Annotated in this window: 17 protein-coding genes and 5 pseudogenes; 14 read left to right on the top strand and 8 right to left on the bottom strand. The window is 68.5% G+C overall.

What is annotated here, in order from left to right:
• Positions 1 to 22 precede the first annotated feature (22 nt).
• On the bottom strand, positions 23 to 661 hold the full coding sequence (locus ABZ642_RS43870; RefSeq protein WP_360496503.1) for a TetR family transcriptional regulator: 639 nt from the start codon (positions 659 to 661) through the stop codon (positions 23 to 25).
• Positions 662 to 1,009: 348 nt separating this feature from the next.
• Between ABZ642_RS43870 and ABZ642_RS43865 the strand changes: the two genes are divergently transcribed.
• The 4 genes and pseudogenes from ABZ642_RS43865 to ABZ642_RS43850 all read left to right on the top strand — a co-directional run.
• Positions 1,010 to 1,666 carry an ester cyclase gene (locus ABZ642_RS43865; protein ID WP_360496500.1) on the top strand — a complete coding sequence of 219 codons (657 nt, stop codon included), beginning with the start codon at positions 1,010 to 1,012 and terminating at the stop codon, positions 1,664 to 1,666.
• Positions 1,667 to 1,801: 135 nt separating this feature from the next.
• Complete coding sequence (locus ABZ642_RS43860; RefSeq protein WP_360496572.1) at positions 1,802 to 2,191, top strand: nuclear transport factor 2 family protein; 390 nt, start codon at positions 1,802 to 1,804, stop codon at positions 2,189 to 2,191.
• A gap of 187 nt (positions 2,192 to 2,378) precedes the next feature.
• Positions 2,379 to 3,293, top strand: coding sequence for an aldo/keto reductase (locus ABZ642_RS43855; protein WP_360496497.1), 915 nt, complete (start codon positions 2,379 to 2,381; stop codon positions 3,291 to 3,293).
• Between the two features lie 449 nt (positions 3,294 to 3,742).
• Positions 3,743 to 4,216, top strand: a pseudogene (locus tag ABZ642_RS43850) (aldo/keto reductase); the annotation flags it as partial.
• 148 nt (positions 4,217 to 4,364) lie between these two features.
• Here the strand turns inward: ABZ642_RS43850 and ABZ642_RS43845 are convergent.
• Positions 4,365 to 5,216: a menaquinone biosynthesis protein gene (locus ABZ642_RS43845; protein WP_360496569.1), complete on the bottom strand. Its 852-nt coding sequence runs from the start codon at positions 5,214 to 5,216 to the stop codon at positions 4,365 to 4,367.
• Positions 5,217 to 5,381: 165 nt separating this feature from the next.
• Between ABZ642_RS43845 and ABZ642_RS43840 the strand changes: the two genes are divergently transcribed.
• Both ABZ642_RS43840 and ABZ642_RS43835 read left to right on the top strand, forming a co-directional pair.
• The gene (locus ABZ642_RS43840) at positions 5,382 to 5,702 is read left to right on the top strand and encodes a hypothetical protein (RefSeq protein ID WP_360496494.1); all 321 of its coding nucleotides are present in this window, start codon (positions 5,382 to 5,384) and stop codon (positions 5,700 to 5,702) included.
• Positions 5,699 to 6,117, top strand: a pseudogene (locus tag ABZ642_RS43835) (mobilization protein); the annotation flags it as partial. The gene ABZ642_RS43840 and the pseudogene ABZ642_RS43835, both read left to right, overlap by 4 nt.
• Before the next feature lie 94 nt (positions 6,118 to 6,211).
• Here ABZ642_RS43835 and ABZ642_RS43830 read toward each other — a convergent pair.
• On the bottom strand, positions 6,212 to 6,349 hold the full coding sequence (locus ABZ642_RS43830; RefSeq protein WP_360496578.1) for a hypothetical protein: 138 nt from the start codon (positions 6,347 to 6,349) through the stop codon (positions 6,212 to 6,214).
• 224 nt (positions 6,350 to 6,573) lie between these two features.
• Here ABZ642_RS43830 and ABZ642_RS43825 point away from each other — a divergent pair, with 224 nt between their 5' ends.
• The 3 genes from ABZ642_RS43825 to ABZ642_RS43815 are packed head-to-tail and all read left to right on the top strand — an operon-like array spanning position 6,574 to position 10,960.
• A complete protein-coding gene (locus tag ABZ642_RS43825; RefSeq protein ID WP_360496491.1) occupies positions 6,574 to 9,879 on the top strand; it encodes a CHAT domain-containing protein in 3,306 nt (1,101 codons plus the stop codon).
• A gap of 35 nt (positions 9,880 to 9,914) precedes the next feature.
• Positions 9,915 to 10,331 (top strand): hypothetical protein, encoded by a 417-nt coding sequence (locus tag ABZ642_RS43820; protein WP_360496488.1) that lies wholly within the window; start codon positions 9,915 to 9,917, stop codon positions 10,329 to 10,331.
• Positions 10,328 to 10,960 carry a hypothetical protein gene (locus ABZ642_RS43815; RefSeq protein ID WP_360496485.1) on the top strand — a complete coding sequence of 211 codons (633 nt, stop codon included), beginning with the start codon at positions 10,328 to 10,330 and terminating at the stop codon, positions 10,958 to 10,960. Before ABZ642_RS43820 ends, ABZ642_RS43815 begins: the two co-directional genes overlap by 4 nt.
• Before the next feature lie 73 nt (positions 10,961 to 11,033).
• Here ABZ642_RS43815 and ABZ642_RS43810 read toward each other — a convergent pair.
• Positions 11,034 to 11,297 (bottom strand): annotated as a pseudogene (locus tag ABZ642_RS43810) (transposase); the annotation flags it as partial.
• A gap of 103 nt (positions 11,298 to 11,400) precedes the next feature.
• On the opposite strand from ABZ642_RS43810, the gene ABZ642_RS43805 reads away from it, so the two are divergent.
• Positions 11,401 to 11,640 carry a hypothetical protein gene (locus tag ABZ642_RS43805; RefSeq protein ID WP_360496482.1) on the top strand — a complete coding sequence of 80 codons (240 nt, stop codon included), beginning with the start codon at positions 11,401 to 11,403 and terminating at the stop codon, positions 11,638 to 11,640.
• 1 nt (position 11,641) lies between these two features.
• Here the strand turns inward: ABZ642_RS43805 and istB are convergent, their stop codons facing one another.
• Positions 11,642 to 12,463, bottom strand: a complete 822-nt coding sequence (gene istB, locus ABZ642_RS43800) for an IS21-like element helper ATPase IstB (RefSeq protein ID WP_360496479.1) — start codon at positions 12,461 to 12,463, stop codon at positions 11,642 to 11,644.
• A gap of 3 nt (positions 12,464 to 12,466) precedes the next feature.
• Positions 12,467 to 13,126: pseudogene (locus ABZ642_RS43795) on the bottom strand (IS21 family transposase); the annotation flags it as partial.
• Between ABZ642_RS43795 and ABZ642_RS43790 the strand changes: the two are divergent.
• Positions 13,122 to 13,409, top strand: a pseudogene (locus tag ABZ642_RS43790) (transposase); the annotation flags it as partial. The pseudogenes ABZ642_RS43795 and ABZ642_RS43790 sit on opposite strands and share 5 nt — an antisense overlap.
• A gap of 18 nt (positions 13,410 to 13,427) precedes the next feature.
• On the opposite strand, the gene ABZ642_RS43785 reads toward ABZ642_RS43790, so the two are convergent.
• On the bottom strand, positions 13,428 to 13,910 hold the full coding sequence (locus ABZ642_RS43785) for a hypothetical protein (protein ID WP_360496476.1): 483 nt from the start codon (positions 13,908 to 13,910) through the stop codon (positions 13,428 to 13,430).
• Between the two features lie 205 nt (positions 13,911 to 14,115).
• Between ABZ642_RS43785 and ABZ642_RS43780 the strand changes: the two genes are divergently transcribed.
• On the top strand, positions 14,116 to 14,613 hold the full coding sequence (locus tag ABZ642_RS43780) for a transposase (protein WP_360496473.1): 498 nt from the start codon (positions 14,116 to 14,118) through the stop codon (positions 14,611 to 14,613).
• Positions 14,614 to 14,744: 131 nt separating this feature from the next.
• On the top strand, positions 14,745 to 15,767 hold the full coding sequence (locus ABZ642_RS43775) for a S66 peptidase family protein (RefSeq protein WP_360496470.1): 1,023 nt from the start codon (positions 14,745 to 14,747) through the stop codon (positions 15,765 to 15,767).
• An 80-nt stretch (positions 15,768 to 15,847) separates the two neighbouring features.
• On the opposite strand, the gene ABZ642_RS43770 is transcribed toward ABZ642_RS43775, so the two are convergent.
• A complete protein-coding gene (locus ABZ642_RS43770) occupies positions 15,848 to 15,985 on the bottom strand; it encodes a hypothetical protein (RefSeq protein ID WP_360496467.1) in 138 nt (45 codons plus the stop codon).
• Positions 15,986 to 16,615: 630 nt separating this feature from the next.
• On the opposite strand from ABZ642_RS43770, the gene ABZ642_RS43765 reads away from it, so the two are divergent.
• On the top strand, positions 16,616 to 17,809 hold the full coding sequence (locus ABZ642_RS43765) for a PP2C family protein-serine/threonine phosphatase (protein ID WP_360496464.1): 1,194 nt from the start codon (positions 16,616 to 16,618) through the stop codon (positions 17,807 to 17,809).
• Positions 17,810 to 17,920: the final 111 nt, after the last annotated feature.

Here is a 17,920-nt window from a genome sequence, read left to right as displayed (position 1 = left end):
ATTCCGTTGGCCTTTGGTCTGGTCAGCGGGCGGCGGTGGCGTTCCCGCGGAACGTCCCGGCCACCACGGGGACCAGTTGCCGCTCGATCTGCTCGGCGGACATGGCGGCCAGTTCGGTGCCGATGGGTGACAGCGCGAGCCAGTTCAGCAGGCCAGCCGCGCAGCGCGTGCGGAAGATCAGTTCCTGCTCGTCGACTCCGGGAAGGTTCGGTGCCAGCACCCGGACGGCCCCCCGGCGACTCTGATCGAACTTGCTGTCCAGCCGCCCCCACCTCTGGGGCGGATTGATGCAGACACGTGCCATCGTCCGCATCATGGCCAGGTCCTGGCCGCAGGCCGCCAGCGCACGCATCATCGGCCGGGCGAACGCCGCCGCCAGGTCATCGAGCGCCGCAGTGGAGCCAAGCGCATTGAGTTCCAGGAGCTGCGCGTCCAGGTACCGTTCCAGCGCGTGTTCGATCGTCGTCTCACACAGCGCTTTCAGTGACCCGAAGTGGTAGCTGACCGCAGCGACGTTGACTCCGGCGCGATCGGTGATCTCCCGAAGTGTCACGCCCTCTTGGCCTCGATGCGCGAGCAGCTCCAGGGCCGCCGTCTGCAGGCCGTCCTGCGTGCGCTGCCCTGCCTTCCGGCGCAGGTCCGTCTTCTCCGCCCGTATCATAGCATGTAATCAAACATACGCTTGAATACATTGTCAACAGCCAGGCCACCTCGGGGGTTGAGGTCGAACCCGAGCGAACCCGGCCCCGCGAGGCATGAGGGCACCTTCACCGGGTCGCCACCTTGGATCACCATCGAAGATTCGCCCTGACCGGCCCCAATACAGCTGCGCGCACGCCCCCATGGCGCGCGGACAAAGAATTCAAACGATGGCTTGACAGCCCGGACCGCCCTCCATAATGTTAAGCCATCATTTGATTTTCTCACTCCGCCGCACAAGACACCGCGTTGCCACGGCACGGACCTCGGACACCGAGAACCGACCTGACCAACCTTGAAGGAACACACCATGAAGCTGCTCAGCCGGAAGTCGATCACCGCCGCGACCGCCGTCGCCATCCTGGGTGGTCTTTCCATCGCCGCCGTGCCGTCACAGGCCGCCAGCTCCACCCACACCAGCACCAGCACCGCGGCCCACAGCAGTACCAGCGTCCCGGACCTGACCCCTCGCCAGCTGGCGAAGCTGCCGCTCACCGACCGCCACCTCAGCAAGCACGAGCGGCACAACCTCGCCGTCGTCCTGAACGCGTACTACGTGGCCGAAGGCAACAGCCTGGACGCCAAGGCGTTCGTCTACGACTTCGCCAAGGACGGCGTCTTCAACGACATGGTCCCCGGCGTCTCCTACAGCGGCAAGGCACTCGGCAACGTTCCGCTCTACATGGCTGGCCTCTTCCCCGACGTCCACCGCGACCTGCGCCGCATCACCGTCAACAGCGACACCGTCAGCATCGAACTGTCCATCCAGGGCACCTTCAAGGGCCCCTTCCAGTCCCCCGCCGGCACCGTCAAGCCCAACGGCAAGAGGGTCGACGTCCCCACCGCCGACTTCTGGTACCTCAAGAACGGCAAGGTCGAGAAGTTCGACTGCTTCGTCGGCTACACCACCATGTACCAGCAGATGGGCATCACCATCGACTGGGCCTCCGCCGTCAACAAGCACTGACCCCGAGCCCCCCGGCGGGTGATACCCGGCCCCACCATCCGCACATCACCCGCCAGCCGCTGCAGATCCGCCGGAGGGTGCTCCCCCGTGCAACACGCCGCTTCAAGAGCAGCCACCGGAACGCCTGCGCCGACGGTGTTACGTCGTCGTCCGAGGGTTGTCCGTCGCGCCTACCGCTATGCCGAGGATGTGGACGTGACCGGCTGGGTCAGGTCTTTCACCGACGACGGGACCTTCCTCGACAACAACATCTCCCATACCCTCCGTGGCTGGAACGAGCTCGGGTGGCCGGTCCAGAGCATTGCGCGAGCGTTCCCCGACATGCACCGTGAGCTCGACCAGGTCCATGTCGTCGGCAACATGGTCCTCCCGTGGGAGCGGCTCGACGGCACCTTCATCAGTCCGACCGGCAAAAGGCAGACCACCCCGACCCTCGACATCTTCGAACTCGCCGACGGCAAGATCAAGCGGTTCGACAGCTACCCCGAGGGCCCTGTCATCGCCAGGCAACTCGGCCTGAGTTGAGAATCCTTCCGCTTACCGCACACGGCAGAACCTTTCTTCGGCTTCGCTACCGGGTGGGAAGCCGTCCACTCCCTTGAGAGGGTGTGAGCTGAGCCCTGTTTGTGTCGTCAATGCGGAGCGAGACTCGCCGTTCTATCAGCACCGCTCAAACCGTCAGTAAGATCCAAAAAATCACAAGGGGATTATGATGGCCGATACGCATGGCCGTGAGCTGACCACTGGGGTGAAGGTTCCCCTTGTCGGTTTCGGGACCTATCTCATTCCGGACGAAGAGGTCGCGTCCGCCGTCGAGAATTCCTTGGCCGCAGGGTATCGGCACATCGATACGGCCGAGGTATATGAGAACGAGCGCGGCGTCGGCGAAGGGCTGCGTCGCGGTATGCGGCAAGAAGGTCTCGAACGCGGCGACGTGTTCGTGACCACCAAGCTGTGGCCGCTGACCGAGGAACGCAGTAAGACGGGCGAGGAGACCCTGCGGTCCCTCGACGAGAGTCTTGACCGGCTCGGTCTGGAGCAGGTCGACCTGTACCTCGTTCACGCCGCTTTCGGCCGTGAGCAGCGTCTGGAACAGTGGCAGGCACTGGTTGAGGCTTACAAGGGCGGCAAGGCGCGTGCGATCGGCGTTTCGAACTTCAATGCCGCTCACATCGACGAGCTGATCGAGGCGGGACTTCCCGTCCCGAACGCCAACCAGATCGAACTGCACCCCTGGTCACAGAAGCCCGAACTGGTCTCCTACTTGAACCAGAAGGGCATCACGCCCATCGCCTACAGCAGCCTGGTTCCGCTGTCTACCTGGCGCACCGCACCCGGCCACCTGAGCGGAAAGACGCAGGAGATGCGCGCCGACGGAGAGCGCTCCGATTCTCCCTTCAAGAAGCTGGCGGAAAAATACGGTGTGACCGAGGCGCAGTTCCTTCTGGGCTGGGGCGTGCAGAACGGCTATCCGGTGCTTCCGAAGAGCACCAACCCGGTCCGCATGCGTGAGAACCTGGACGTTCTCTCGTTCCGCATCGACGGCGCCGACATGGACTACATTTGCGGTCTGGACCGCGGAGCGGGGATCGCCTGGGGCGAAGTGGACCCCACCACGAACGGCTGACCAACCCCGGACCAGCACGTTTCCCGGCCCTGCCTAGTATCCGGTGGGAGCCGCCGGAGCCTACGGTTGCCCGGTGCCGGGCAACTGGACCAGAAGAATGCCGTGCCCGCCACCGCGCGGAAACTCGGTGGCGATGCACACGAAGCAGATGTGCCCATCGCCGGGCTTACCCGCTTGATTCGCCGGTCACCGTGCCCCGTTTCCGTGTGCCAGGCGTGCTTACTCTTGGCTCCGGCCCGGTTCGGATTGCCGGGCCGGTGGCAGACATGCAGGTGAGGGGTACGACCTTCGCCGCAGGCGGCGTTTCGACTCTTCCCTTCCCTACCGCATAGGGGGCAGGTAGCCGTAAAGGAGACCCCGCCTTCCCCGTTCAGCCGGAGGGGCGCCGCCCTAGCTCGTGCGCATGCTCGATGGTTATTGGTGCTCCTGTGCGCTGCTGTAGCGTGCCCATCCAGCACACCGCGGACCTGCACGGCTGGACCCGGTTCGTGTCCATGCAGGACCAGTACAACCTGCTTCAGCGCGAGGAGGAGCGGGAGATGCTGCCGTACTGTCTGGACCAGGGCATCGGCGTGATGCCCTGGAGCCCGCTGGCGCGCGGCCGGCTGACCCGCGACCTGGACGAGCACACCACGCGCAAAAGTACCGACGGCGCCGAGGAGATCCTCTACGGCCAGACAGCCAGGGCCGACCGGGGAATCATCGACGCGGTCGCCGCCATCGCCACAGAGCGCGGCGTCAGCCGCTCCCAGGTGGCACGGGCCTGGGCGATGCACAAGCCGGCAGTCACCGCGCCGATCGTCGGCACCACCAAGCCGCACCACCTCACCGACGCCGTCGCCGCCACCGAACTCAAGCTCAGCGCCAACGAGTTGACCCGACTGGAGCAGCACTACACCACGCGCCCCGCGTCCGGCTTCTGACCCGCCGCCCGCTCGACCACGCCCGCTCGGAACACAGGACGGCTACCCAGCCACGGTTCCAAGCGGGTCCGCCCGGACGAGCGCGGCGATCTCGGCCGTCTGCACAGAACGCACCGGCAACGCGGCCGTTGGCGTACCAAGGCAGTGACTACGGCTGGAGAACCGAGATCTCCAGCTCAGGATCGAATCCGGAGTCCGAAGCAACCCTGCGAGCGAACTCGCGAACACCCGCCAGCTGGCGTTCGCCGAACGAGAAGTCCAGAGCCTCGGTGTAGTAGCGGCGCAACGCCTGCTCGTCGAACGCCTCCCACCGGGCGGCTTGCTCGCACACCTTGTCAACTTCGGCCATCGAGAGGTCCCGGGACTCCAGGAAGGCCCGGTGCACCTCGCGCACGATGCGAGGGTTCTGCTCCAAGTAGTCCTTGCGGACGGCCCAGGCCGCGAAAACGAACGGCAGACCAGTCCATGCCTTCCACATCTCGCCCAGGTCGTACACCAGCAGTCCCAGATCCTCAGCCTGGTGAAGGTAGGCGCGCAGCGCGGCGTCACCGATGATCACCGCGGCGTCCGCGTCCTGCATCATCACCGGCAGGTCCGGCGGGCAGGTGAAGTACTCCGGGCGGACCCCTTCCCGCTCCTCCAGCAGCAATCGAGCCAGGCGTACCGACGAGCGCGAGGTGGAACCCAAGGCGACCCGGCGCCCGTCCAGCTCGCGCAGCGGGACCTGGCTGACGATCAGGCATGAGGTCACCGCACCATCGCTGCCCACCGCGATGCCCGGGAGCAGCACCAAGTCGTCGGCATGCTTGAGGTACTCCATGCAGGCGATCGGACCGATATCCAAGGTCCCGTCGACCAGCAGACTGCTCAGCCGGTCCGGAGTGTCCCTGATCAACTCCATGTCGAGCAAGGTGCCCGTGCGGGCCAGTCCCCAATAAATCGGCAGACAGTTGAGAAACTGGATGTGCCCGACCCGGGGACGCTTCCCCGGTTCGTGCAGGACGGGAGCTACGTGCGAAATATCCACGTCCGCAGGCTAGTACTTCGGAGTCTGCCCGGTGCCAGGGGCACCCGGTCAGGGATCAGGCAGGCCAAGGGCGGTTGTGGGGCGGCGGAAACACGACTTCGTACAGCTCGGTTTCCGCGCTACCGGACCGTATGGCCGGTGCCCACAACACATCAGAGCGATCGGAGACAGGCCGGCTCCCATCACGCATCCGATCCCCTCACCAGCACCGCCGCCGGCGCCTCCACACGCGAACTCTTCGCCGCCCGCCGCGCCCTCACTCACTACGGCAACCTCCTCAACCAGGCCGTGGCGGCTCTCAACTCCGGCGCGGACGTGCCGTACCTCGACGACGCAATCGACCGGGCGCTCACCACACGCGACCGTGTCGACGAGGCCGTCCAACAGTTCATCGCCCTCATCGACCCGAGCGGTCCCCAGCCCCGGCCGGCCCGAGGCCAGTACGGCGAGGCCGCGTGATCCCGAAGATCCACAAACAGGGCGACAACACCTACGGCCTGCTCAACTACTTCTACGGCAAGGGCACCAAGGAAGAACCGTCGATCCTCACCTCGTAGCCTCCTACGACGGCTCCGCCCCCGACCCGGGCCGCGACGAGCACGCGACCCTGACCGCTCTCCAGCAGATCCTCGACCAGCCCCTCCAGCTCCTGGACCCCGATCAGCGCCCGCCTCACCACATCTGGCACTGCTCGGTACGCGCCGCCCCCAGCGACCGCACGCTGTCCGACGTCGAGTGGGCCGACATCGCCCGCCGCATGGTCGCCGCCACCGGCATCGATCCGGGCGACGGCGCCGCCTGCCGCTGGGCCGCCATCCGGCATGCTGACGACCACATCCACATCATCGCCACCCTCGTCCGCGAGGACGGACGGCTGAGGATCTCGTACATCTCGGACTCGTCGAACCCGCCGGGAGCCGGCGCGGCGTGTGCCATGGGTCCGGGCTTGCCCAAGGGCCGGGCCGCTGTCACATCCCTGCGGCGGGCAGGGCCAGGACCTCGCGCAGTTCCCGTGCCGCTCGGCCGGACCGCGCGCCCGGTGGGAGCGCCCCGATGACCTCGCGCGCCCGCTGCCGCACGATCGGCGTCCGGTGACCGGGAGCCACGCGCAGGAAGGTGACACCGGCCAGCTGACAGGCCTCGGCCGGACTTCGTTCGTGCGCCAGGCAGAGGGCCGCAGAGCCGTCGGCCGTACCCGGCCGGCTGGAGAGCCGTCATGGGATTTTCCGGAAACATGTCGAGATGAGTGCCGACCGCCCTACGATGACCGCCCGGGACGGTGATCCAACGGACGACCGGCCAGGATGGTGATCCAACGGGGGGTGGGGCCATGGACGGCGACGCGGCACGACCGTCTTCGGCATTACAGCTCCTACTCGAGGGGCAGGAGCTGTGGAGCGAGTACACCACCGGGGGCGACCGGGCCCAGGAGGACCGCGCCCTCGCGGTCATGACCCAGGCGGTCGAACAGGCCGACAGGGAAGGCGACCCCGTTCTGCGCGGAGTGACCAGGTTCTCTCTCGGCACGGTGCTCGTCGCGCGGTACGAGATGTCGGGCGCACAATCCGACGTCGACTCCGGGGCCGATCTGCTGACCGCCGCGCTGCGGTACCTGCCATCGGAGCACGGGGACGTGCCGGGTGTGCTCGCCACCCTCGCCACCGCCTCTTTCCACCGCTACCACCGGTCGGGCGTGGCCCGTCACCTCACCGAAGCCGTCGAAACGGCCCGCCGGGGCATCGAGGCGGTTCGCGATCCGCAGGACTTCAGGCTCGGGGGCTGGTACTCCAATCTGGGCGGGCTCCTGCGCCTCCGGTTCGAATTGACCGGTGACGAGCGGGACTTGGACGAGGCGATTGTCAGTGGGCGCAGAGCACTGGAGTGTGTTCCCGCGAAGGACCGCCCCTTGGCCCTCGGCGCACTGATCGGGAACTTGATCCAACGCGTGGTCCGCCGGGGGACCTTGACGGACGCGGCAGAGGCACTGGCCGCAGGACGCGAGGCGCTCGCCGCCATGCCGCCCGGCTACGTGGCGCGCTACCAGGTCACCGGCGCCGCCGTCTCCGCGCTCCGGCTCGACCACCAGCTGGCCGGACACCGGGCCTCGCTGGACGAGGCCATCGACCTCCAGCGTGACCTCACCGCCTCCCTGCCCGAGGGCAGGCCCGACGCTGGCATCCACTTCAGCAACCTCTCGGAGCTGCTGCGCCTGCGCTACGAACAACTGGGCACGCGCAGCGACCTGGACGAGGCGGTGGCCACCGCGCGCCGGGCCGAGGAGGCGAACACCGAGCAGGCGAGGGCGCCGCACCTGGCGGCGACCCGCTGCCTCGCGGCACGTGTCCTGTCGACAGAACTGGCCGAAAAGGGGGACAGGGAGGGCGCCGCCGTCGCGGCCGCCGAGAGCCTCGCGGCGGCCCGCCGCATCGTCGCCGGCTCCGCCGGTAATCCGCTGCTGCTCGCCCGCGGCCTGCTCCACCAGGCGAACGCCCTGCTGGCGCTGGCCGTCGCCACCGGCGAGCGGGCCCCGCACAGTGAGGCCCTCGACTGCCTGGAGCAGGCCGCCGGGATCGCCCCCACCGACGACCCGCAACGGGCCGTCCTACTCACCACCATGGGCCTCGTGGGCCTGAACGCGCTCTCCGACGACGCTGACGCCGACGCGCTCGACCCAATCCTCGCCCACCTCAGGCAGGCCGCGGTCCTCGGCGGGGAGAACGGCCCCAACGCCTCGCAGGCCGCGGCCAATCTGTCGGCCGCCCTCTTCCGGCGTCATATCGCCACCGGGCGGCTGGAGGATTTGGCGGAGGGTCTGCAATGGTGCGACGTCGTCCTTGAGGCCGACACCGCGCCGCCCCCGCAACGCGTACGGATCGCGAGCCTCGCCGCCGGCCTCCTCATGGACGCGGGCGACCACCGCGGGGCGGCCGAACGGTACGCGCGTGCGGTCGAACTGCTGCCGATGGCGGCCTGGCAGGGGGCGGACCCGGCCAGCGTCGAGACCCATCTCACCGAGGCGCGCGGGCTCGCCTCCGACGCGGCGGCGGCCCGGCTGGCCGCCGACGGGAACGCCGAAGCGGCCCTCGTGCTGTTGGAGACCGGTCGCGGGGTCATGTGGACACGCATGCTGCAACTCCGGGCGGAGAGCACCGCCCTGCAGCGGGAGCACCCCGAAATCGCCGCGCGCCTCGCGGAGATCGCGTCGCGGCTCACCCTGCTCGACGGGGGCGGCGAGGGGGCGGACTTTGTACCGCTGTCACCCTCGCAGCGCATCGACCACCGCGCCCGACTGGCGCGCGAGTACCGGGATCTGGCCCGTCGGGCCGTGGCCGAGGGACACGGCGACTTCCTCGCGCCGCCCTCCCGCGAGGAACTGTTGTCCGCGGCCGCGGAGGGGCCGGTCGTGGTCGTCAACATCAGCCGCTGGCGGTGCGACGCGCTCGTCGTCACGACGGCGGGTGTCACCGCCTGCCCCCTGCCCGGCCTCGACGCGGCACGGGTGGAGGAGTGGGCCGCCCGCCATCTGGCGGCGCAGCACCGGGTGGACCAGGCGCACGCCGCCCTGCACCGCGCCCGGACCACCAGGCTGAACCTGGCGGCGGTCCGCGCTCAGCACGACGGGCGCAACGAGGTCCGGCAAGCGACCCGGCACGCCGAGACGACGCTGGAACGCGTTCTCGGACTGCTGTGGGACAGGGTCGTGGAGCCCCTACTCGCCCACCTCTCGGAGACGGGCGCCGGTCCCCCGGTGGGGCGGGCCGCGCACGGCGCCTCCCCGGCGGGCGCTGGCCGTCCCACGACGCCCGAGGAGTCCGGCGCGGACGTCGCTCCCCGGCTGTGGTGGTGCCCGACCGGCGCGCTGGCGCTGCTTCCACTGCACGCCGCAGGCCACTATGAGCCGTCCCCGGACGCCGCGGCGGTCGTCGCCGGCCCGCGGACGCTGCTCGACCGTTTCACCTGCTCGTCCGTTCCGACGGTGCGGGCGCTCGCCCGCGCCCGTACCGCGCCGCGGCACCACGCCGGGGAACCCGGGATCGCCGGAGCCGGCGGGATGCTGATGGTGGCCATGCCGGAGACTCCCGGGCAGCCGCCCTTGCCCGAGGTGGCCGAGGAGCAGGCCCTGCTCCGCACGCTGTTCCCCGCCGCCTTCCTCACGGTCCGTATGCCGCCCGAAGCCACCCGCGCGGTCGTGCGTGAGGACCTGCGCCGGCACGCCTGGGTCCACGTCAGCTGCCACGGAACCCAGGACCTGGACGCTCCGTCCTCCGGCGGGTTGCTGCTGGTGGACGGCATGCTGACCGTCGCGGACATCGGCGAGGGGCAGCACCGGGGCGAGTTCATCCTGCTGTCGGCCTGCCGGACGGTGACGGGCGGACGCGGCCTGCCCGACGAGGCGATCAGCCTCGGCGCGGCGCTGCACTACAGCGGCTACCGCCACGTCGTCGGCACCCAGTGGTCGGTCGGCGCCCGGGCGGCGGAGAGGTTCGGCGCTAGCGTCCACACCGCGCTCGCCTCGGGCGAGGGCTATGCGCCCGAGCGGGCCGCGGCGGCGGTCCGTGCCGCCGCGCTCCTGCTGCGTGCCGACACCGGCCTGCCGCGCTTCAGCTGGACCCCATTCACCCATACCGGCCCCTGACCGGCCGACGCTCCCAGAAAGGCGGCATGTGCACGATGGCGACGGTCGAACCGACTCCGGCCCTCATACCGTTCAAGGAGATCACGGAGCCCGGCTACGCGAGCAGGTTCGTCGACCGAGGCCTCACCCAGGAAGAGCTGCCCGGCGACGGCGTCCTCGTCCATGGCCTCTGTCCGCGGTGCAACGCCCCCGTCCAGGCGTTCCTGCCCGCCAGCACGGTCAGATCGGCCGTGCCACCTCCGGCCCCTCCGATCGACGGCAGCGTGCCCCCGGCGCCCGGCAGCGTCGCCGTGACCGCGGACGGCAGGGCCGGGAGTCCGGAAGTTCTCGCCGCCGACACGGCACCCCTCGTCTGCAACTGCACGGCCTGCGACCACCCGGGCCGCCCCGCCGAGTACCCCGACGGCTGCGGTGCCTACTGGCTCATCACCGTCGAGCAGGAGCAGACATGACGCTGCGGGTGCGCCCAGCGGACCGGCAGGCCACCCCGGCCGACCTGGCACTCGCCAGGGCACGCGAGTCACTCGTGCGCAGTGAGCTCCCGCGCGTACGCACCGCCGCGGTGGCCTGGCGCAACGGACTCGCCGGCCTCCTGGTGGGACTGCTCGGCTTCGGTCTCGTCAAGGGGCGCTCCGACGTCTCCCAGCTGGCCTCCGGGTGGGCCCTGGCGGTCGGGACGCTGCTGGCGCTCGCGCTCGTCTGCGGCGGGTCCGGCGCCCTCCGGCTGATGCGGGCCGGGCACGGTCTGCCCACGGTGACACCTGTCTCCCAACTGCGTTCCCAACTGGCCGCGGACCACGAAGAGGCGCTGCGTGCGGCAGCCGACCTGCGCTGGGGCATCCGCGCCACCCTGTGTTGCGCTGGCCTCCTGGTGATCGCCGTGGGCACGACCTGGTACGGGCCGGCCGCCGCCGGCCCCGCCCTGCAGATCACGACCCCCGCCAGCACGGAGTGCGCGACACGGCTGACCCTGGGCCCCTCGGGGGGCGTCCTCACCACGAAGGAAGGCCCAGTGCCACTGCCCTCCGGCGACCCCGTCACCGTACGCCCCGGCGGCACGGCCTGCGAACAGGCCGGTTGAACACTGTTCGCGAGGAACCGACCGGGGTCGGGGGGTTGGGGAACATCCATGTCATATCGTGCGCTAACTGGCCCTAACAAAGCCTCTGGACGTTGCGGTGGGTGATCAGGCAGACGGCGAGTCCGAGGAACGCTTCGTAAATGTCCTCGCGTCGTTCCCAGCGGATGCGCAGTCGGCGGAAGCCGTGCAGCGAGGAGATCGTCCGCTCGACGACCCATCGAAAAGTGCCCAGGCCGGTGCCGTGAGGCTGGCCTCGTTCGGCGATCGCTGGCCGGATGCCGCGCTGCCGCAGGAGCCGGCGGTGCTTGTCGTGGTCGTAGCCGCGATCAGCGAAGAGCTGTCAACGCTCTCGCAAAGTTGAACCCCTGCGAGTCCCGGAAAATTGACCCCGGGTTGTGCGGTTGGTCGGGGCAGTGCAGCCGACCGGGCACCATTGGCGCATGGAAGACGATCTCCCGACCGTGACGGTGCGCCTGTGGCGTGCGGATGCCATCGTGTTGTTCGACTGGCTGATGAGCACGGACCTCGATTCCGTGCCGGTCACCCACCCGGCTCAGAAGCAGGCCCTGGCTGACTTGCTGTCGCGTCTGGAGTGTGCCGCTGAGGGTGATGTGACCGGGGCGACTGCCGAGGAGATAGCCGCAGCTCAGCAGGAGGTCGCCCGGGACATGGGATGGTAGTTCAGCCGTGGTGGGCGCGGTTCTCCTTGGCCAGGAGTTCGCGTCGTTGCCGGGTCCGGTAGAAGTCTCCGGTGAGAGTGAGGACCTCGGCGTGGTGAACCAGGCGGTCGATCATCGCGACCGCGACGACGTCGTCGGAGAAGGTCTCTCCCCAGCGCCCGAAGGGCAGGCTCGAGGTCACCATCACCGAGCCCCGCTCATAGCGCGAAGCTATGAGCTGGAAGAACAGGTTCGCGGCGTCCTGGTCGAAGGGGATGTAGCCGACCTCATCAGTGATGATCAACTTGTAGCGGCGGATCTTCTTCAGCTCTGCTTCCAGCCGGCCAGAGTGGTGGGCCTCACCCAGCCGGGAGATCCAATTGCTGGCCGTGTCGAACAGGACCGAGTGACCGGCATGGGCGGCCTTGACCCCGAGTCCGATAGCCAGGTGAGTCTTCCCGATCCCGGGCGGCCCGAGGAGGATCACGTTCTCCGTCTTCGCGACGAACGTGCCGGTTGCCAGATGTGCGAGAACGTCACGCCGAAGTGACGGCAGGTGGTCCAGGTTGAAATCCTCCAGGGTCTTGACCTGCGGAAAGTGGGCCGTACGGACCCGCATCATGGTGCCCTTGGACTCCCGGTCGGCGACCTGCCGCTGCAGCAGCGCGGCCAGGTACTCCTCGTGGGACCAGTTCTGATCGCGGGCCTGGTCGGCCAGTTCCTCCCAGAAGGCGCCGATGGTGGGCATCTTCAGGACCCTGGTGAGGTACGCGAGCATGGACGGCATGCCGTCCTTCGGCGTGCTCGCCATGGTGGCCAGCTTGGGCTTGGTGGCTGTGCTCACGTATCACTTCGCTTTCGTGGAGGGCGAGTTGAAGTCGACGCCGAACAGGGCGTCGTAGTCGGGCAGGGCCCGCAGGACGACGGCATGGCCGTCGGCGTGCTGGCGGATCGCTGCCTGACGTCGTTGGCGGTCCAGTGCGAGGGCTTCGCGCATCTTCGCGGCGGTGGCCGCGTGGGCCGGATCGGTGATGACTCCCTGCCTGGCCCAGGACCGGGGGTGATGGGCGACGACGCGGCCGTCGCAGTAGACGGTCACGGTGTCCAGGGAAGCGGCGACGTCGACGAAACGGCCGATGACCTGCGGGTCGACCGAGTAGTCGACGGTGTCGACGCGGACGTAGTAGTCCCGGCCGAGCCGGATCCGGTGGTTCAGGCCGATCGGTGGGGTGACCGGCGACAGCGGGATCATTGTCAGGTAGTCGGTCTCCAGCAGGTCGACCGGGCGGCCCTGGATCGACCGTACTGTCCGCGAGTTCGCGCGGACGAGCCAGTCGTCCAACTGCTGGCTGAAGTCCGCGGGCGAGGCAAACTGGCGGCCAGGCAGGAACGAGGTCTCCAGGTACTGCTTGTTCCGCTCGACCAAACCCTTGAACTCCGGATACCGCGGCGGGGCGAGCTTGATCCTGGTGGCCAGGGTGCCGGCGAAGGCCGCTGCCGGGGCGGCTGACAAGGCCTACGGGTCCCGCGCGAACCGCGCCTACTTGCGCAGACGCGGGATCCGCTGCACCACCCCGGAGAAGACCGACCAAGTCCGCAACCGCAGGAAACTCAGTTCCCGCGGAGGGCGTCCACCGAAGTTCGACAAGGACGACTACAAGGAGCGTCACGCGGTGGAGTGCGGGATCAACCGGCTGAAACCTCAAAGGTCTGTAGCCACGAGGTACGACAAGCCGGCGGTCCGCTACGAAGCGACCGTGCTGGTCGCAGCGATCAACGAGTGGCTATGACGCGCGGTCACAGCAACCCTATCCGCCCTGCACGATCCGCCCCTCTGGAGTTCCGTAGTACCAAGAGCGCTCAGCTGAAGCTGGGGAGAGCGTGCCGGCAGCCAGATCGACCAGAGCCTGCGCCAGCTCAACAAGCGGAGCAGCTGCAATGTGTTCTGCACCGCGCAGGAAACTGGTCGCACTCTCCTCCAACTCGGGCCAGGCCGAGACTTCGTCGCGGCTCACGCCGCCGCGGGCCTCGATCCGGCGAGCCGCCTCCACAATGCAGCTCAGGAGTACCTCTCGCTGCTCGTCGGCGAAGGTGTCGAGCAGGACAGCGGAACTGCTACCCATCAACGCCTGGGTGCGGAGACCCTGCTCCAACTCCTGCCAACCCGAGGGCCGCAATCCCGCCGGCATCTCCGCACCAACTCGCGCCGCCTCGATAAAGAGAACCCCGAGCGCCACGTCATAGGCCCAGAACCTAGCTTCACCGGAGATCACCGGCACAGTCCTGCTCAACCCACTCCTCCCCCCAGCCGATCGCTTCCAGCCCCATCATGGCTCATCGGCTCAGCTCCTGCCGCTGGAGCTGGGGTTCGGCTCGGGACAGACCTGCTGGCGCCGCCTGGACCGCTGGCAGCAGGCTGGAGCCTTCGATCAGCTGCACCGCATCCTGCTCGCAAAGCTGCATGCGGCTGGCGACCTCGACTGATCCCGTGCGTGCGTGGACGGCTCCCACGTCCGCGCAAAAAAAGGGGGTGTTGCGACCGGTCCGTCACCGGTCGACCGGCGGAAATCGGGCAGCAAACACCACCTGATCTGCGATGGGAAGGGCACCCCGCTCCACGTCATCACCACCGCCGCGAACGTCAACGGCATCACACAGACCGTTGCCCTGGTCGACGGCAACCCTCCCGTGGCCGGCCGCCCGGGCCGTCCCCGCCGACGTACCGAGACCGTGCTCGGCGACAAGGCATACGACTCCCGGGCCGTGCGCAGCGAACTGAGGCGGCGCCGGATCCTGCGGGTGATCTCCCGCAAGGGCTCCCAGAACATCAAGGGCCTGGGCAAGCTCCGTTACGTCGTCGAGCAGACCTTCGCCCTCCTCCAGTTCAAGCGCCTCGCCGTCCGGTGGGAGCGACGCGTCGGACTCCACGACGACTTGCTCTCGTTGGCCTGCAGCCTCATCTGCTGGCGCCGCCTGAAGAAGGCCCGCTCATGACCCTGTTACGAGCTCAAAGCCCCGGTCGAACAGTCCTAGGCCAGCTGACCAGGCACCACGCAGGAGGGGCCACTGGGTGGCCGATCGGTAAATGAGTAGCGTGTTGTTACGGGTGTCGGAACACTGCCTCGGTGACCAGTACTGCACCGTCTCAACTGCTGCGCCCTCGCGCCCTCATACCCGGGGACCTTGTCGTCGTCGCGGCGCTGTCCGGGCCGCTCCATACCCAATACGCACCCGATCTCGAACAGGCGGTGGCCGAGATCGAACGGATGGGATTCCGGGTGCGCCTCGCGCCGCTCCTCGAAGCCGGACGGCGCCGCTGGTGGAGCGCGGCGCGGCCGGACGAGATCGCCAAGGAGTTCAACGGTCTGCTGCGTGATCCCGAGGTGCGCGCGATCGTCGCGCACGACGGTGGCCAGACGGTGTTCGGATACCTCGACCTGATCGACTTCGACGCGATCAGGGCCGATCCCAAGCCGATCCTCGGCTACAGCGACATCTCACTGCTGCACCTGGTGGTCTACGCGCGCACGGGTCTGGTCGGGTTCCATGCCGACCTGGCCACGCCCGGTCTCGGCGGGCACTGGCAGAGAGTGTCCGCGGCTCGCCGGGAGGAGCTGGGGAATCTCTACTCGACGCTGCTGACCGGCACGGAGGCGATCGGTGCGCTGCCCGCCAGCCCGTCGTGGGAATGCTGGCGTGCCGGACATGCCGAAGGCCCGCTGATCGGCGGGGTCATCAATCGCATCGTGCTGGCGCAGGCGACGCCTTTCGCGCTGCCGCTCGAATGCTTCGACGGCGCGGTGCTGTTCTGGGAGGAGCTGGGCGGCCAGGCATCGTACGTGTGGAGCTGTCTGCAGATTCTGCGGCACAGCGGGATTCTCGATCGGATCTCCGGCATGGTCGTGGGCATTCCGGAGGCGATCGAGGGACTCGACTCGCCCGATGGCTCTCCGAGCCTGGCCGAGATCGTCCTCGACGTCCTCGGTGACCGCGACATCCCGGTCCTGGGCAACGTCGAAGTCGGACACGCAGGCCCGAATCTGCCGATGCCGGTCGGCATCCGCGCCGCCCTCGATGCAGAGGAGCGGACGTTGTCGCTGCTCGAACCGGCGGTACGGCCGCACGCGATGTCGGGACCGGTCGGCTGAGCGACGCGCATGAGTGAGCAGACGGCCTCGGCAGCAGCCCCGGGGCTGATTCATGCGTCGGTGCTCGTTGCCTTGGGTCGTCAGTTCGGCCTGCAGGAAGGGCCGTTCATGAACACCTGGTGGCTCATGTTGACCAGCCTGTCCAGGAGTGATTCGACGACGACCGGGTGTGGGAACAGCGAATACCAGCCCTGGGGCGCCCGGTTGGATGTGATCACGATCGAGCGGCTTGTGGTGATGCTCCGGGAGATCACCTCGTAGAGGTCGTCGGCTTGAGTAATTCCTATGCCAACGCCCGACCAGGATCGTTAGGCAAGATCCTGTTACGAGCTCAAAGCGTTGTCCAGTAAACGATCTCCGTGTCTTCCGTGACCATTAGCCCTGTCACGGCGCCCTCACCGGTGGTGGCGTAAGGCCGCGCGATCCGCCCGAGGTTGTCGCGCGGGGAACCTCCAGGACCCGTGCGAGCCGGACATGCGACGCGGGCACTCACCGCAGGTTCCGCCTGCGGGCACCATTGCGGGACGGTGGCATACAAGCGGCCTCGTCCGAAGGGCCAGGTGCAACCGCGACTGCTCTGGTAGGTGCCGGAAGAGCGTGGCCTGGTACACGACCCCGTACAGCGCATCGGCCCGTTCCCGGATCGCTCGCATGCAGTCGACATGTTGTTTCCTCTGTATCCAGGGCCGCCGACGCACTGGCCGCACGACCGCCCACGGGCGCCGCCTGACGGACCCGGGACCTGCTCGTACCGATCTGGCCCGCTGTCCTGACCAGGAGAAATGGGCAGATCAGGTGATGCTGCGCAGACTCGGGGAAGAAGGTGGGGCAACCGACAGGAGGTTGCTGTGAAGGGTGGAGATCTGGAACTGGGCGAATTGCTGGCCGCTGCGGAAGCGGCCCCGCCCGGTGAGTCCGTCGACGTCGTGGCACACGACCTGCAAAAGCGTTTCGGTGCCGAGAACGCGTCCTTCCTGTTCGTCGACCTCATCGGCCAGCGGCTGGTACGCCTCGCCGCGGCCGGCGATGAGGCCACCGACCCTGGCGAGCCGATCGCCTTGCAGGGCAGCGTCTACGACAGCGTTCTGCAGAGCCAGCGCCAGCATGTGGAACCGGACGGACAGGGCGGGCGGCGCGTCATCACGCCGGTCACCAACCGCGGCGACTGCATCGGCGTCCTGGAGGTGACCCTGCAGTCCGCCGACGACACCGTGCTCCGACAGGTCCGCGACGCGGCCCACGCACTGGCCTACGTCATCGTCACGGACCGCCGCTTCACCGATCTGTACCACCTGGGCCGGCGCACCACCAGGACCAGCCTGGCCGCGGAGATCCAGCACCAGCTGCTTCCCTCGGCCCCCTGCTGCGAGGCGGCCCAGTTCACCCTCGCCGCCGGGCTGGTCCCGGCCGACGATATCGGCGGCGACACCTACGACTACACCCTCGATCGCGACAGCCTGCACCTGTCCATCACCGATGCCATGGGCCACGACACCAACTCCGCTCTGCTGGCCACCTTGCTGGTCGGCGCGCTGCGGCGGGCACGTCGCAGCGGCTGTGATGCCCTCAAGCAGGCGCGCCACGCCCACGAGACCCTGCTGAGTCACAGCCGCGGCCTGGCCACCGGGCAGCTGCTGTGCGTCGACCTCGAAACGGGTTTGTGCGAACTGGTCAACGCCGGTCACCCCCGGCCGCTGCTGCTGCGTGACAACGCCGTCGAAGAGGTGAAACTCGCCGTCAACCTGCCCTTCGGTGTGGCGGCACCCACCACCTACCTCCTACAGGAACTGCACCTGCGTCCCGGGGACCGCCTGGTCCTGCTCACCGACGGAATGCAGGAGCGCGGTGCCGCGGCCGTCGATCTGGCCTCGGTCGTTCACGACACCCGCGCGCTGCACCCGCGAGAAGCCGTCCGGACCCTGACCGCCGCGGTGCTCGACGCCTGCCACGGCAGCCTCAAGGACGACGCTACGGTCCTGATACTGGACTGGCACGGCAATCGCAGCCGGCCAGCCGAGACCAGATCCGACCCGAAGCGATGAGCCGCAACGGCCTGCTCCTGAGTCCCTACTGAGAGCGGCGCCACGTGACGTACCCCGGAGAGCGTCTTGAACGCGGCCGTGGGCCGTACGAAGCGAGTGTGAGCTTGGACG

This window comes from Streptomyces sp. NPDC007157, from assembly GCF_040634235.1.
Classification (GTDB): domain Bacteria; phylum Actinomycetota; class Actinomycetes; order Streptomycetales; family Streptomycetaceae; genus Streptomyces.
The sequence above is the reverse complement of the archived record's forward strand: the minus strand, read 5'-3'. Positions and strand labels throughout refer to the sequence as shown.